The following is a 14,299-nucleotide window of genomic DNA, read 5'->3' as shown; positions in this document are numbered from 1 at the left end:
CAGCGTGAATGTGAAGCCTGTGTGAAGTCTTGCGGTGCGGGGTTTCACACCCGCTTCGTGTGGCGCGGCGAGCATCGCGGCGTCGCAAACGAGGAGGACATTCCATGATTTACCAGGCGCTGAGGAATTCGATCCTGTTCAAGGTCGCAGGCCTGCTGTTGCTCACGCTGCTGCTGTGCATTCCGCTGGCCCGCATCGACGCGCTGAACCAGGAGCGCGGGCAGAGCCAGCGGGAGGCTGCGGCAGAACTGGCACGCACCTACGCGGACAGCCAGCAGGTGATCGGTCCGCTGCTGGTGGTGCCCTATGTGGAGCGTTGGACGGAGGTGCAGCGCAACGCGGAAGGTAACGTCATCCGCAACCTGCAACGCAGCAAGGAAGCGGTGCACATCGTGTTCCCCGAGCGGCAGCACATCGAAGGCAACCTGCTGCCGCAGGAGCGCTATCGCGGCATCTTCAAGGTGCCGTTCTACACGCTCAAGGCGACGCTCGATGGCGCGTTCGCGGGCTTCAATGTGGCGAGCATTCCGCGCAGCGAGACCGATGCGCAGATCGAAATGAAGACGCCGTACATCGCCTTCAAGGTGAGCGACCTGCGCGGGCTCGATGGCTCGCCCGCGTTGTCGATGCAAGGCGAGTCGCTGCGTTTCGCGCAGCGCGTGCCCGGCCTGGCGGACGATGGCGTGATGGGCGGCGGCATTCATGCGCCGCTGTCGGGCGAGGCGCTGGCGGCATGGCAGGCGGGCAAGCCACTGCCTTTCGAATTGAAGCTGGGGCTGGTCGGACAGGAGACCTTGTCGATGGTGCCGCTCGGCAGCGAGACCACGGCGCACATCACGTCGCCTTGGGCGCATCCGAGTTTTGGCGGACGCTTCCTGGCGTCGGAGCGCAGCATCACGGCGCAGGGTTTCGACGCGCGCTGGCGCGTGTCATCGCTGGTGACGACGGCGCGTGAGCAATTGTTGAACGGTGTGACCGCGCGCAAGGGAACCGATCCGGCATTCCTGCAATCCTTTGACGTATCGCTGGCGCAACCGGTCAACGTTTATTCGATGTCCACGCGTGCGGGAAAATACGGCGTGCTGTTCATCGGCCTGGTGATCATGGCGGCCTTCATGTTCGAGCTGTTCCGCAAGTTGCGCCTGCATCCGGTGCAGTACGGGCTGGTGGGCTTGTCGATCGCACTGTTCTTCCTGTTGTTGCTCGCGCTGTCGGAGAAGGTCGCTTTCGGATTGGCCTATGCTGGGGCCGCGAGTGCCAGCGTGCTGTTGCTGGCCGCCTACTTCAGCGCGGTGCTGGGCGGGTGGCAGCGTGGCCTTTCCTTTGGCGCGTATGTGACGGTGCTGTATGGCGCGCTGTATGGCCTGCTGGCCTCGGAGAGCAACGCGTTGTTGCTCGGTGCATTGCTGGTCTTCGGCATGCTGGCGGTGTTGATGCTGGCGACGCGCAAGGTCGACTGGTATGCCTTGTCGGTCGGTTCCGCGAATGCGGCCGGCCCTGTGGCGGTGGTGCCTGAGCCCTCGCCTTCCAATTGATTGATGAGAAAGCGCAATTCCCCGATGTTGAATCCTGTATTGAAGCGTTTGGTCGTGTGGGGCGGCGGCGCTGTCGTGGCCGGTGTGTTGCTGGTGCTGGGCGCGGTGGGCGTCGCGATGGTGGTGATCACGCCCAAGCTGCCCGATGTGTCGGCGCTGGCCGACTACCGGCCCAAGCTGCCCTTGCGCGTGTACTCCAGCGATGAGGTGTTGATCGGCGAATTCGGTGAGGAGCGCCGCGACCTGGTGCCCATCGCCGAGGTGCCGAAGGTGTTGAAGGATGCGGTGGTGGCGGTGGAGGACTCGCGCTTCTACGAGCACGGCGGCATCGACTACTTCGGGCTGCTGCGTGCGGTGCTCACCAACATCCTGCATGGCGCGAACCGGCAGGGCGCGTCGACCATCACGCAGCAGGTCGCGCGCAACGTGTACCTGAGTTCCGAGAAGACCATGACGCGCAAGGCCTACGAGGCGTTGCTCGCCTGGAAGCTGGAGAGCACGCTGAGCAAGGACCAGATCCTCGAGATCTACCTGAACCAGATCTACCTGGGCAACCGGTCCTATGGTTTTGCTGCCGCGTCGGAGAGCTACTTCGGCAAGCCGCTCAAGGACATCACGACGGCCGAGGCCGCGATGCTGGCCGGCCTGCCGAAGGCGCCTGGCACCAACAACCCGCTGGTGAATCCACGCCGCGCTCGCGAGCGCCAGTTGCATGTGATCGGGCGCATGGAAGACACGGGTGCGATCACCGCGGAGCAGGCCACTGCCGCGCGCGAAGAGAAGCTGCACCTGCGCGATGCGGCCGACCCGGCGCGCGTGCATGCGGAGTACGTGGCCGAGTCGGTGCGGCGCGAGATGCTGGCGCAGTACGGCGACAGCGTCTATACGCGCGGCCTCAAGGTCTACACGACACTGGTGGCGGCGGACCAGGCCGCGGCGTACAAGTCATTGCGCCGCAGCGTGATGGACTATGAGCGGCGCCAGCCCTATCGCGGGCCGGAGCAGACGGTCGAGCTGCCGACGGATCAATCCGCGCTCGACGATGCAGTGGACAACGCATTGGCCGACCATCCCGACAACGGCGACGTGCTGGCGGCCGTGGTGCTCTCGGCCAGCCCGAAGGAAGTGGTTGCGGTGCGCGCCAATGGCGACACCTTGCAGATCAACGGCGAGGGCTTGCGCCCTATGCTGGCGAGCCTCTCCGCCAAGGCGCCCGCGAACCTCGCGATCCGTCGTGGCGCGATCATCCGCGTGACGAAGGGAGCGAAGGGCGCCTGGGAGATCACGCAGTTGCCCGAGGTCGAGGCAGCCTTCGTCGCGCTCGATCCGCGTGACGGTGCGATCAAGGCGCTGGTCGGCGGCTTCGACTACGACAAGAGCAAGTTCAACCATGTCACGCAGGCCTGGCGCCAGCCGGGCTCGACCTTCAAGCCCTTCATCTATTCGGCGGCGCTGGAGAAGGGCTTCTCGCCGGCCACGGTGGTCAACGATGCGCCGCTGGTGTTCGACAGCGCAGCCACGGGCGGCGCGCCGTGGGAGCCGAAGAACTTCGAAGGCACCTACGCCGGCCCGATGACGATCCAGCGCGCACTGGAGAAGTCGGTGAACATGGTCACCTTGCGCGTGCTGCAGGCCATCGGCACCGAGTACGCGCAGGACTGGATCACGCGCTTCGGCTTCGACAAGGACAAGCATCCGGCGGTGCTGCCGATGGGTCTGGGCGCCGGTTCGGTCACGCCGATGCAGATGGCGGCGGCGTACTCGGTGTTTGCCAATGGCGGCTACCGCGTGGCCCCGTACCTCGTGACCCGCGTGACCGACTTCAAGGGCAAGGTCGAGTTCGAGAACAAACCCCCGGTGCTCGATGAAAGCATGCGCGCGATCCCGGAGCGCAATGCCTTCGTGATGCGCACGCTGCTCAACAGCGTGGTGAAGCGTGGCACGGCCTTCAAGGCCTGGCAGACGCTGAAGCGCGACGACCTGTTCGGCAAGACCGGCACCACCAACGATTCCGTCGACACCTGGTTCGCGGGCTTCCAGCCAACGATGGTCGGCATCGCCTGGGTCGGCTACGACGCGCCGCGCCAGCTCGGCGTGCGCGGCGAGACCGGCGGCAGCCTGAGCCTGCCGATGTGGACCGGTTACATGGAGACCGCGTTGAAGAGCGTGCCCGTGGCTTCACTGAAGGCGCCCGAGGGCGTGATCAATGTCGATGGCAACTGGTACTACGACGACTTCACGCCGGGACGTGGCGTGGCCAGCCTGGGCCTCGAAGCGGCGATGCCGACAGCACCGGCGGAGCAGCAGGTGGGTGGGCCGACGATGCCGGCGCCTGTGACTGTCGCGCCTGCGCCGGCGGTCACCCCTGCAGCGCCCGAGGAGCGCAATCGCATCCTCGACTGGTTCCGTTGATTCAACCGACCGCGAGCCAGATGCGCCCGTTCTCGATCTTCACCGGGTAACTGCGGACCGGCTTGTCGGCCGGCGCATAGGTCGCCTTGCCGGTGCGCACGTCGAACTTGCCCTGGTGCAATGGGCATTCGATCTCGTGGCCTTCGAGGAAGCCGTCGCACAGGCGGCCATCGCCGTGAGTGCAACTGTTGTCTGTCGCGTGGATGGTGCCGTCGACGTCGAAGAGGGCGATGTCGAGCCCGGCGGTTTCCACGCCGATGACGTCCCCCGGGGGCACGGCGTCGTCGGCAGCGATGTCGATCCAGTTCATAGCGGGTAGATCAATGAGTTGGGAATCATCTCGCTGTCGTACACGACCAGGCGCGATGCGAACTTGAGGCCCTCGGGCGTGCGCACGACGGTGTCGATGTAGCGGCCGACGTTGTAGACCGAGGTCAGCTCGTTGAACTTGGTGCGGAACACCGCGTAGTTGGCTTCGCATTCGATGCGCTCGCCGTCGTCCTTGTGAACGAGCGGGGCGCCGACGACATGGCGCTGGTAGTACGGATCGTGGAACAGCGTCTCCTTGATGCCGTAGACGCGGTCCATCAGCATGCCCTTGCTCTCGAAGGACAGCGTGGCCAGCGGAAAGCCGCGCTCATGGTTCTCACGCGGCTGGATGCGGTAGACGCAGTCGTCGGTGAAGAAGCCGGGCCACAGGTCCCAGTTGCCGGAGTCGACGGCGCGCGCGTAGTCGGCATGGAGGCGCGTGAGCGCCATGTAGTCGTCGAAGCTCATGTCTGTTGCCCCCACGCTCGGCACTTCGTGTCCTCGCTGCCCCCCGCGGGGGCGCGAGCTTGCTTGAGGCGGCTCGGCGCTGCGCTCATGCCTCCATCACCTCGCGCCAGTACTGGTACATGCCGCGGATCAGCGTCTCGGTGACCATGTGGTCGGTGTTGCCGACCTCGCGTCCGCCAAGCTCCACCAGCGTGCGATGTGAAGGCCTGGCTTCGAAACTCATCTGCGACAACTCGATGACCTCGCCATCGTCGGCCGACACGAACCCCGCCGGCCCGAACAGGTTGGCCTGGCGCAGTCGGCGCTGCGTCATCTCCGGCGTATCGTCCTCGAAGCCGAAATGCGTCCAGACAAAGTCGAAGGAGCCGTGGCCGTCCGGGATGATCTGCCGCGTCGACACGCTGTTGACCTGCTGCTGCAGGATCACGCTCGGGAACAGCGTGGTCATCACCGCCGTCGGGCCGCCCCACCAGGGCTCGGGCACGATGTCGAGGAAGCGCGGGTCCTGCAGTTGCATGCTGGCCTTGAAGCTGGACACCTGCGTGACCTGCTCGGCCTGGCCTTGCGCGCCGCGGGTCGAGATCATGGCCGCATGACGATGGTGATCGTCCATCACGAGTTGCGACTTGTTGTCCGCGCGCCAGAGCCCGAAGGTGACGAACCAAGTGTGCAGAAGGCCAGGATGGTAGGGGTCCTTGATGTTCTCCTGCATGAGCTTCCAGTTGCCCGGAATGCGCTGGCGGTTGTAGCCGAGGATGCGCAGCTTGCGACCGTCGAAGATGCGGTCGAAGTAGTGCAGCACGGCCGGGCCGATGAAGTCTTCCAGCGGTTCTACGTCGTGGTCGAAGGACGCGAACACCACGCCGCCGCGGACGGCCACCTTCAGCTTGGTGAGGCCATGCTCGGCTGGCCTGAAGTCGGCTGGCATGCCGCCATTGACCTTGCCGTCCTGCTTGACCCCGCGTCGGAACGGCACGCCCTGCAGATCACCATTGAGCGTGTAGCTCCACTGGTGGTACGGGCAGGTGAACTCCTTGCGGTTGCCATGGCGCTCGCGGCAGAAGGCCACGCCGCGGTGCGCGCAGGCGTTCTCGACGACGTGGACGTCCGTGCCGTTGGCGTCGCGCACCATGATGACGGAGCGCTCGCCGATGGACGTGCGCTTGAAGTCGCCGGCGTCGGGGATCTCGGCCTCGAGGCCGACGTAGCACCAGTGTCCCTTGTAGAACAGGCGCGCCAGTTCCTCGCGGTGCAGCGCGTCGTCGGTGTAGGCGGCGAAAGGGATGCGGCTGGTGCCTGCGTCGTGCCATCGCAGGACGGCTTCGTGGGCCATGTCGGTTGTCTCCTCGTGGGGCGGCTCTCGCTTGCGATGATGGCCCTGTTGACGCTATCAGCCAATGGAATTCGGCGAATACTGTGCATCAACTTGGTGAATACTGGCGGGCATGGACCTTCACGAAATCGACCTCAACCTGCTGGTGGTGTTCAACCAGTTGCTGATGGAGCGCCGCGTGTCCGGCGCGGCGGAGACGCTGGGCCTCACGCAGCCGGCCGTGAGCAATGCGCTGGCCCGCTTGCGCAAGCTGCTCGGCGACGAACTGTTCCTGCGCACGCCCGGCGGCATGGTGCCCACGCCGCGTGCGCAGCTGCTCGCGCAACCCGTGGCCGATGCGCTGGCACTGCTGCACGGCGCGATGAACCAGCGCATCAGCTTCGACCCGCTGACGAGCCAGCGCAGCTTCAACATCGGCATGTCGGACATCGGCGAGATCTACTTCCTTCCGACGCTGATGGATGCGCTGAAGACGCAGGCGCCGCAGGTGCGCCTCAGCACGGTGCGCAACTCGGCCGTGAACCTCTCCGACGCGATGAGCGCCGGGCAGGTCGACCTGGCGCTCGGACTGTTGCCGCAACTGAAGGCCGGCTTCCTGCAGCGCCGCTTGTTTCCGCAAGGCTATGTGTGCGTGTTCCGCAAGGGCCATGCGCTGGACTTCGGCAGCAACAGCAAGCGGCGCATCACGCTGGCCGAGTTCGTGGCGGCGGATCATGTGGTCGTGGAGGCCGTGGGCACCGGCCATGGCCGCGTCGATGAAGCCTTGCAGCGACGCGGCATAAAGCGAATGGTGCGATTGCGCGTGCCGCACTTCGTCGCGGTCGGCCACATCCTCGCGGGCACCGACATGATCGCCACGCTGCCGCAGCGCCTGGCCGAGAAGATCGTCGAGCCCTTCGGGCTGGTGTGGGTGAAGCATCCGGCGCCACTGCCCGATACGGCGATCACACTGTTCTGGCATGCGCGCTATCACCAGGATCCGGCGAACCAGTGGTTGCGGGAGTTGATCTTCGGTATGTTTGCGCGCTGAGGCCTGCACCGAAAGTGGTGCTGTCATCGTTTCGATTTCGTGAACGGGCCGTTCGCGATTCGCCGTGCGCACGCAGCAAAGGCGCGCCAGAGAATCTTTTTCACGAGGCGACCCGAAAGACGCCGCGCAAGAAGAACCTCTCAACCCAAGGCATCGAAATGAAGACTCTTCACATCCTCTCCGCAAGCGCATTGGCTCTGCTGGCTGCCGGCCTGCATGCCGAGACCTATGAAGGCGTTCAAGCGCCCGTGTCGGTGGCAAGCCGCGACGCCGTATATGCCGATGCCGTCCGCACCGCAGCCGCGGCGGACCAGAACATTCCGCGCGGTTCGCGTGGCGCCGAGCGCTTCGTCGTGCAGGCCGACGCATCCGCGGTCCGCGCCGAAGCCGTGTATGCCAACTACGCACCCGACCAGAACGTGTCGCGTGGTTCGCGCGTCAACAGCACCGTCGTGTCGACGATGCCGCACCCGCTCGCAGCGCAGGTGCAAGCCAGCAAGAAGGCTTCGACCGTCGCGCAATAAGTAGCGCTTCACGTGCCGGTGCGCTTGCGCCGGCACGGCTCGTGTCTTTCATGGCTCTTCTTCGTCAGTGCCTCATGCAGGTCCGCTACCTGCAAGGTGATCCGCGCGCATCGTTGCTGGAACTGGATGTTCCGGGGGACGATATGCCGCGTGTCCCATCGTTCGATCGCATCGAGCGGCAGAGCCTTCGCCTCCCATTGCCGCTCCCGCCGTCGCAGCGTTCGGCCGTCTGATTGTTCGGGAATGTCTTCGCGGCGTCCGACGGGGATGCGCTCTTCTGCGCGTCAGGCCTCGCTCACCCACGCGCCGCCAACGGCAAGGTCAACGTCGCCAGCGCCCCACCGCCCGGCCCGTTCACCAGCTCCACATGTCCCCGGTGCAGCGCCGCGATCTCCTTCACGAAGGCCAGGCCGAGCCCCGTGCTCTTCTTGTGGCTGTGCGGTCGCGCCAGCGAATAGAACTTCTCGAACACCTTGTCTTCCGCGTAGTCCGGAATGCCCGGCCCGCGATCGCGCACGGTGATGCGTGCGAGCCTTGAGGTCGCCTGCAAGGTGATGACCACCTCGCGCCCCGGCGGCGAGAAGTCGATCGCGTTGTCGAGCAGGTTGCTCACCGCGCGGCGCAGCAGGAAGGGGTCGCCCTCCACGGTTGCAAAGGGCGAGTCGATGGCCACGCGCACGGACACGTCGCGTGCCGATGCGGCAGTGTGCGCACTGCCCGCGACGTCCTGGAGAAAGCCCGCCAGAACGATCGGCTCCACGCGGTCCAGCGAGCGCCGCGCCTCGAGGGCCGTCAGCTCCATCATGCGATCCACGATCTCCTGGATGCGTTGCGTCTCGCGCGTGATGTTGACGAGGAAGTGTTCGCGCTGGTCCTGCGGCATCGACGGTTCCTGCAGCAGCTCGGCCGCACCGCGGATCGCCGAGAGCGGGCTCTTCACTTCATGGGTGAAGTTCTGCACGTAGTCGGCCACGTAGTTGCGGCCGGTGAGCGCATCGCGCATCTCGCCGATGCCGCCGCGCAGCACGTCGACGGCGCGGCGCACCATGCGCGAGACGCTCAGGCGCGGCTGGCTGCGCACCCACTTCCAGTAGTCGGAGATGAGCCCGAAAGGCCGCACCAGCCACACCGACATGATGATCGCCAGCACCAGCAGAGCGAAGGCCGAACCCACGCCCACCCACAGCGTGCGCGCGCGCGCGTCCTCGACGAACTGCCCGAAGCTCTGCACCGGCTTGCCCACGCTGACCACGCCGACGATCTCCTCGCCCCAGCGGATCGGCGCGCCGACGTACATCACCGAAGAGCGCGGATCGCTGGCCACGTCGCGCGAGGTGCGTGCGCCGTATTCCCCGGCAAGCGATCGGGCCACGTCGGGCCAGCGCGAGTAGTCGTGGCCCATCGCGCGTCCGGTCGAGTCGAACACGACGCGCCCGGTGCGGTCGGTGACGTAGACGCGCAGTTCGACCCGCGTCTTGTGCAGGTTGTAGATCTGCGCCGAGAACTGCCGCGCGTAGACCGAGCGGAACAGCGGCTCCAGCTTCGCCGTGTTGAGCGCACCGGCGATCACATCCTGCTCGACGAGGCTGGCCATCAATTGCGAAGTCTCGACGAGGGATTCCTCCGCCGATTCGCGATAGCGCGGATCGATGTCGGCCATCACGCGGTACAACAGGAATGCAATGCCGATGGTGTAGATCAGCAGGATGCCGATGAAGATGCGGGTGCGTTGGGTCACAGCGCTGCAGGAAGCTCTTCGTTCAAGGCGTAGCCGGTGCCGCGCAATGTGCGGATCGGCTCGACCTCGGGTGCGATGGCCTTGAGCTTGGCGCGCAGGGTCTTGATGTGGGCGTCCACCGTGCGGTCGAAACTTTCGCTGGCGTCGTCCCACACCAGTTGCAGCAGTTCGTCGCGCGTGAACACGCGGCCGGGGCGCTGCACCATGAGCTTGAGCAGGCCGTATTCGTAGCGGGAGAGATCGAGCACGCGGCCGTAGTAGCGGATCTGCATGCGCTCGGCATCGAGCATGAAGGGCTGCGGCATGGGCGGCGGTGCTGCGACCGCGACAGGCGCCGCCACCGGCGCCTGCGCCCGTCCGCTGCGACGCAAGACGGTGCGCACACGCGCCACCAGTTCGCGCGGCGAGAAGGGCTTGGCGATGTAGTCGTCGGCCCCCAGTTCAAGGCCCACCACGCGGTCGATCTCGTCGCTGCGCGCAGTCAGGAAGATCATCGGCACCTCGACGCCGCCGGAAGCGCGCGTGATGCCCTGCAGGCGCTTGAAGAGTTCGAACCCATTCAGGTCCGGCAGGCCCACGTCGAGGATGGCCAGCGCCGGCGGCTCCCGCGAGAACGACTTGATCGTGTCTTCCGCGGTGGCGCACCACACGGGCTCGAAACCGTCGCTGCGCAGCACGTACTGCAGGGTGTCGGCGATGCCCGACTCGTCTTCGGCTATCAGGATGCGGGGCTTGGGCGGCATGGCGCGAATGGTACCGACTCGCGCCGGCCGCGCCTGCCATGGCGTCCCAGGCTCAACTACCGGGGATGCGAATCTGCAACTGTGTACGCGAAGGCTCAGGCGCCACTTCCGCCGACACTGGCGCCAGCACCCGCGGCAGCACCAGCGCGCGGGCCAGCGCAGGCGAGTTGTACTGCATGCTCTCCAGCTTTGCGAGCACACGGCCTGCAGCCGTCAGGTAGCGGCGGATGGCCTTGCCGCGCTTGGGCGACGTGCCGGCTTCCGCCACCGCGACTTCCTCGACGTAGTCGTCCCAGTTGGAGCCGTCGAGGATGTTGCTGCAGACCGAGATGGAAGTCGACAGCGCGCGCGCCACGTGCCACCACTTGGCCGGTACGAAGACCATGTCGCCGGGCTTGAGGACGGTGCGGTATTGCGTGGCCTGGGCCAGCAGGGGGAAGCGCTCCAGGTCCTGCATGACCGGGTCGTCGACCACCGAGTGGTTGGGAAAGGCCTTCTTGGCGTAGAGGTACGGCGTGTCTTCCGGCGCGTAGACGATGAATTCCTTGTCGCCGTAGATCTGCGTGATGACGGCATGCGCGTTCTCGCCGTCGAAGTGCATCACCGGGAACTTGCTGCCGATGCCGCCGATGAGCAGCTTCAGGTAGCCATCGGGGCGGCGCCATTTCTCGGGCATCAGCGGACTGGCATAGCGGCGCGGGAAGGCGAACTTGTTCTGCGGGATCACGTCCGGCAGCAACTCGGGCAGCACCTCATGCAGGAACGACCGGTACATGTAGGGGCCCGGCTTCTCCGGGCTCGACGCCACCACTTCGTCGATGAACTGGTCGAAGGGCATGTCGCGGCCATAGGCGATGGCCACGGGCTTGCTGCCGAAGCGCTGCTTGAAGTGTTCGGGCGTCCACTGGTGCATGGCAGCCCATTCGCTGGCGACGTTGGAGATGACGACCGGGCGGCCGGCATGCATGTAGCGGGCGAGAAACTCGTCGTATTCGAGGCGCGTGCCGTCGACTCTTTCGATCGGGAGCCAGGGTGCGCGTGTCCGCCCGGCCTGGGCGGCGGACGAAGTCTCGGGCGTCGGCTGCCCCTGATCAGCCGGGAATTGCGAATACATACTCAAATCCTACAAACGAGGTTGTACGCCGGCAATGCACCGGAAGTCGCAGCGTCGGGATTCCTTCCGACAAAGTCACGTTCCCGCCAGATCATCGAGGATGGGGCACTCCGGCCGCTGGTCGCCGTGGCAGCAATGGACCAGGTGGGTCAGGGTCTTGCGCATGGCCTGCATGGCGGCGATGCGCTGGTCGAGCTCAGCCAGGTGCCGTTGCGCGATGGTCTTCACGCTGGCGCTGGTGCGGCGGCGATTGTGCCAGAGGCCGGCCAGTTCGGCGATCTCGCTCATCGAGAAACCGAGGTCGCGGGCGCGCTTGACGAAGCGCAGGGTGTGGATGTCGGCTTCGCTGTATTGGCGATAGCCGCTGTCGGTGCGATCGACGGCAGGCAGCAGGCCGAGCCCCTCGTAGTGCCGCACCATGCGGGCGGACACCCCGGACTGCCGTGCCGCCTCGCCGATCGCGACGCGCATCATGCGGCCCGGTAGCCGGCGTTCTCGATGGCCAGGCGGATGTCTTCGCGCGGTTGGTGCGTCAGCACATCGACATGGCCGGTGGGCAGGTCGACGGTGACCTGGGCTTCGGGGTCGACCTGCCTGACGGCTTGCGTCACGCTCTCCGCGCAATGCGAACAGCTCATGCCGTCGACCTGGAATTTCTGGCTCATGGGTAGGCTCCTCGGTTGTTCTTGGACCGTTCGAAGTGTGGATGCTGGCGCCGCGGCGAAGGCGATCGTGTCGGACTTGACCTTGCCACCGTGTGAGACTTTAGGCTTGCGGGCATGGATACCTTGAAGGAAGCGATGCTGGATATATCGGTGGGCGGCATGACCTGCGCCTCGTGCGTGGGCCGAGTCGAGCGTGCGCTGCGGCAGGTGCCGGGCGTGACCGTGGCCACGGTGAACCTGGCGACCGAATCGGCGCGCGTGGCCTGGGCCGGGGAAGGGCCGGGCGAGGCGATGGATGCGCGCCTGCGTCGCGCCGTGCGCGCGGCCGGGTATGAGCCGCGCCTGACAGTGGTGGGTGCCGGGCCGGAAGTGTCGGCCTGGCACGGCTTCGGGCCGGTGGCCACCGGCCTGCTGTTGTCGGCGCCGCTGCTCGCCCCGATGCTGCTGGCGCCGCTGGGCATCAGCTTCATGCTGCCGCCGTGGCTGCAACTGCTGCTGGCAGCGCCGGTGCAGTTCTGGCTGGGCGCGCGCTTCTACCGCGCCGGCTGGCATGCGTTGAAGGCGCGCACCGGCAACATGGACCTGCTGGTGGCGCTGGGCACGAGCGCGGCCTTCGGGCTGTCGCTCTGGCTGTGGTGGCGGGCCGGTACGGACGCGCATGCAGGCCATGCGGTGCCGCATCTGTACTTCGAGGCTTCGGCGGTGGTGATCGCGCTGGTGCTGCTCGGCAAGTGGCTGGAGGCGCGCGCCAAGCGGCAGGCCACGTCGGCGATTCGCGCGTTGCAGCAGCTTCGGCCCGAGGTGGCGCACCTGGTCGGGCCGCGAGCGGAGTCGGACCTGCCGCTCGCCGAGGTCATGCCGGGCGACCGGCTGGCGGTGCGGCCGGGCGAGCGCGTGCCGGCGGATGCACGAGTGCTGGAGGGCGAGTCGGAGGTGGACGAGTCGATGCTCACGGGCGAGCCCTTGCCGGTGCCGAAGCGCGTGGGGGATGCGGTGACTGGCGGCTCGGTCAACGGTGTGGGGCGGCTGGTGGTCGAGGTGCGGGCGGTGGGCGCCGAGAGCGTGCTGTCGCGCATCATCCGATTGGTCGAGGATGCGCAGGCAGCCAAGGCGCCGATCCAGAAGCTGGTCGACAAGGTCGCCGCGGTGTTCGTGCCGGCGGTGTTGCTGTTCGGGCTCGCGACCTTGCTCGGCTGGTGGCTGGCCGGCGTGGGCATGGAGCCGGCGCTGGTGCATGCCGTGACGGTGCTGGTCATCGCCTGCCCATGCGCGCTGGGCCTGGCCACGCCGGTGGCGGTGATCGCGGGCACCGGGGTCGCGGCAAGGCGCGGCATCCTGGTCAAAGACGCGCAGGCGCTGGAACTGGCGCACCGTGTCGACACGGTGGCCTTCGACAAGACCGGCACGCTCACGCTGGGGACGCCGGAACTCGTGGCGCTGTTGCCTGTGGGCGAGGGCGATGAGGCGGGGTTGCTCGGCGTGGCGGCGGCATTGCAGGGTGGCAGCGGCCATCCGCTGGCGCGCGCTGTGCTCGTGGCGGCACAGCGGCGCGGCGTGTCGGTGAAAGCGCCCCGGGACCTGCAAGCGCTGCCGGGGCGCGGCGTGCGCGGCTGGGTGGGCGACTGCGAGTGGGCCATGGCCAGCCTGCGCTGGTGCGAGGAACTGGGCGTGCCTGTCGAGCCGCCGCGCGCGTTGCAGGATGAAGGCGCGACCTTGTCGGCGCTGCTTCGGTTCGAAGGCGAGCATCCCGTATTGCGCGCGCTGCTGGCCTTCACCGACCAGCCCAAGCCGCACGCGGCCGAAGCCATTGCGGCGCTGCGCGCTCGAGGCCTGCGCGTGGTGATGATCTCCGGTGACAACCAGCGGGCGGCGCTCGCGATGGCCGCGCGCCTGGGCATCGATGGGGCTGATGTTCATGCCAATGTGCTGCCCGCCGACAAGGCGGCCGTGGTCGGCGCACTGAAGCGCGGCGGGCATGTGGTTGCGATGGTCGGCGACGGCGTCAACGATGCACCGGCCCTCGCGGCGGCCGATGTCGGCATCGCGATGGCGCATGCGCAGGGCGGCACCGACGTCGCGATGGAAGCCGCGGGCATCACGCTGATGCGCGGCGACCTGGCGCTGGTGGCCGAGGCGCTGGAACTCTCGGGGCGCACCGTCGGCAAGATCCGGCAGAACCTGTTCTGGGCCTTTGCCTACAACGCGGCCGGCGTGCCGCTCGCGGCGCTGGGCCTGTTGAGTCCGGTGGTGGCCGGCGCGGCGATGGCGCTCTCCAGCGTCAGCGTGATGGCGAATGCCTTGCTGCTGCGGCGCTGGCGGCCGTCGCGTGCGGAAACCTGAACGATTTGGTCAGGGCGCTGCCGTATGCTGTTGGCCCTGTTCAATCGCGCCAATGCAGACTCCCCACGCATGCGTTGGCCCAAGTACT

At 66.8% G+C, this 14,299-nt stretch carries 13 protein-coding genes; 5 read left to right on the top strand and 8 right to left on the bottom strand.

Going from position 1 to position 14,299, the window contains the following annotated elements:
* Window positions 1-104 precede the first annotated feature (104 nt).
* Both creD and WKW79_RS21420 read left to right on the top strand, forming a co-directional pair.
* On the top strand, window positions 105-1,535 hold the full coding sequence (gene creD / locus WKW79_RS21425; protein WP_340337224.1) for a cell envelope integrity protein CreD: 1,431 nt from the start codon (window positions 105-107) through the stop codon (window positions 1,533-1,535).
* 24 nt (window positions 1,536-1,559) lie between these two features.
* Window positions 1,560-3,947, top strand: a complete 2,388-nt coding sequence (locus WKW79_RS21420) for a penicillin-binding protein 1A (RefSeq protein WP_422823936.1) — start codon at window positions 1,560-1,562, stop codon at window positions 3,945-3,947.
* A gap of 1 nt (window position 3,948) precedes the next feature.
* Here WKW79_RS21420 and WKW79_RS21415 read toward each other — a convergent pair whose 3' ends face one another.
* The 3 genes from WKW79_RS21415 to WKW79_RS21405 form a co-directional block, all read right to left on the bottom strand.
* Window positions 3,949-4,257, bottom strand: a complete 309-nt coding sequence (locus WKW79_RS21415; protein WP_340337222.1) for a non-heme iron oxygenase ferredoxin subunit — start codon at window positions 4,255-4,257, stop codon at window positions 3,949-3,951.
* Window positions 4,254-4,724 carry an aromatic-ring-hydroxylating dioxygenase subunit beta gene (locus tag WKW79_RS21410; protein ID WP_340337221.1) on the bottom strand — a complete coding sequence of 157 codons (471 nt, stop codon included), beginning with the start codon at window positions 4,722-4,724 and terminating at the stop codon, window positions 4,254-4,256. The genes WKW79_RS21415 and WKW79_RS21410 overlap by 4 nt, the downstream gene beginning before the upstream one ends.
* Window positions 4,725-4,809: 85 nt before the next feature.
* A complete protein-coding gene (locus WKW79_RS21405; RefSeq protein WP_340337220.1) occupies window positions 4,810-6,057 on the bottom strand; it encodes an aromatic ring-hydroxylating dioxygenase subunit alpha in 1,248 nt (415 codons plus the stop codon).
* A 112-nt stretch (window positions 6,058-6,169) separates the two neighbouring features.
* On the opposite strand from WKW79_RS21405, the gene WKW79_RS21400 reads away from it, so the two are divergent.
* On the top strand, window positions 6,170-7,087 hold the full coding sequence (locus tag WKW79_RS21400) for a LysR family transcriptional regulator (RefSeq protein ID WP_340337219.1): 918 nt from the start codon (window positions 6,170-6,172) through the stop codon (window positions 7,085-7,087).
* A gap of 158 nt (window positions 7,088-7,245) precedes the next feature.
* Entirely contained in the window at window positions 7,246-7,611 is a 366-nt protein-coding gene (locus tag WKW79_RS21395; protein WP_340337218.1) for a DUF4148 domain-containing protein, read from the top strand.
* A 295-nt stretch (window positions 7,612-7,906) separates the two neighbouring features.
* On the opposite strand, the gene creC is transcribed toward WKW79_RS21395, so the two are convergent.
* From creC to WKW79_RS21370, 5 genes are all read right to left on the bottom strand, one after another.
* Complete coding sequence (gene creC / locus WKW79_RS21390; protein ID WP_340337217.1) at window positions 7,907-9,349, bottom strand: two-component system sensor histidine kinase CreC; 1,443 nt, start codon at window positions 9,347-9,349, stop codon at window positions 7,907-7,909.
* Window positions 9,346-10,092 carry a two-component system response regulator CreB gene (gene creB, locus WKW79_RS21385; protein WP_340337216.1) on the bottom strand — a complete coding sequence of 249 codons (747 nt, stop codon included), beginning with the start codon at window positions 10,090-10,092 and terminating at the stop codon, window positions 9,346-9,348. Before creB ends, creC begins: the two co-directional genes overlap by 4 nt.
* Window positions 10,093-10,144: 52 nt before the next feature.
* Entirely contained in the window at window positions 10,145-11,206 is a 1,062-nt protein-coding gene (locus WKW79_RS21380) for a cupin-like domain-containing protein (protein WP_340337215.1), read from the bottom strand.
* Between the two features lie 75 nt (window positions 11,207-11,281).
* Entirely contained in the window at window positions 11,282-11,680 is a 399-nt protein-coding gene (gene cueR, locus WKW79_RS21375; RefSeq protein ID WP_340337214.1) for a Cu(I)-responsive transcriptional regulator, read from the bottom strand.
* Window positions 11,677-11,871: a heavy-metal-associated domain-containing protein gene (locus WKW79_RS21370; RefSeq protein ID WP_340337213.1), complete on the bottom strand. Its 195-nt coding sequence runs from the start codon at window positions 11,869-11,871 to the stop codon at window positions 11,677-11,679. Before WKW79_RS21370 ends, cueR begins: the two co-directional genes overlap by 4 nt.
* 114 nt (window positions 11,872-11,985) lie before the next feature.
* On the opposite strand from WKW79_RS21370, the gene WKW79_RS21365 reads away from it, so the two are divergent.
* Window positions 11,986-14,211, top strand: coding sequence for a heavy metal translocating P-type ATPase (locus WKW79_RS21365; RefSeq protein WP_340337212.1), 2,226 nt, complete (start codon window positions 11,986-11,988; stop codon window positions 14,209-14,211).
* The last annotated feature ends 88 nt before the right edge of the window (window positions 14,212-14,299 follow it).

The organism is Variovorax robiniae (assembly GCF_037889955.1).
In the GTDB taxonomy this organism is placed as follows: Bacteria; Pseudomonadota; Gammaproteobacteria; order Burkholderiales; family Burkholderiaceae_C; genus Variovorax; species Variovorax robiniae.
Note: the sequence above shows the minus strand (reverse complement) of the source record. Positions and strands in the feature narration are given on the sequence as shown.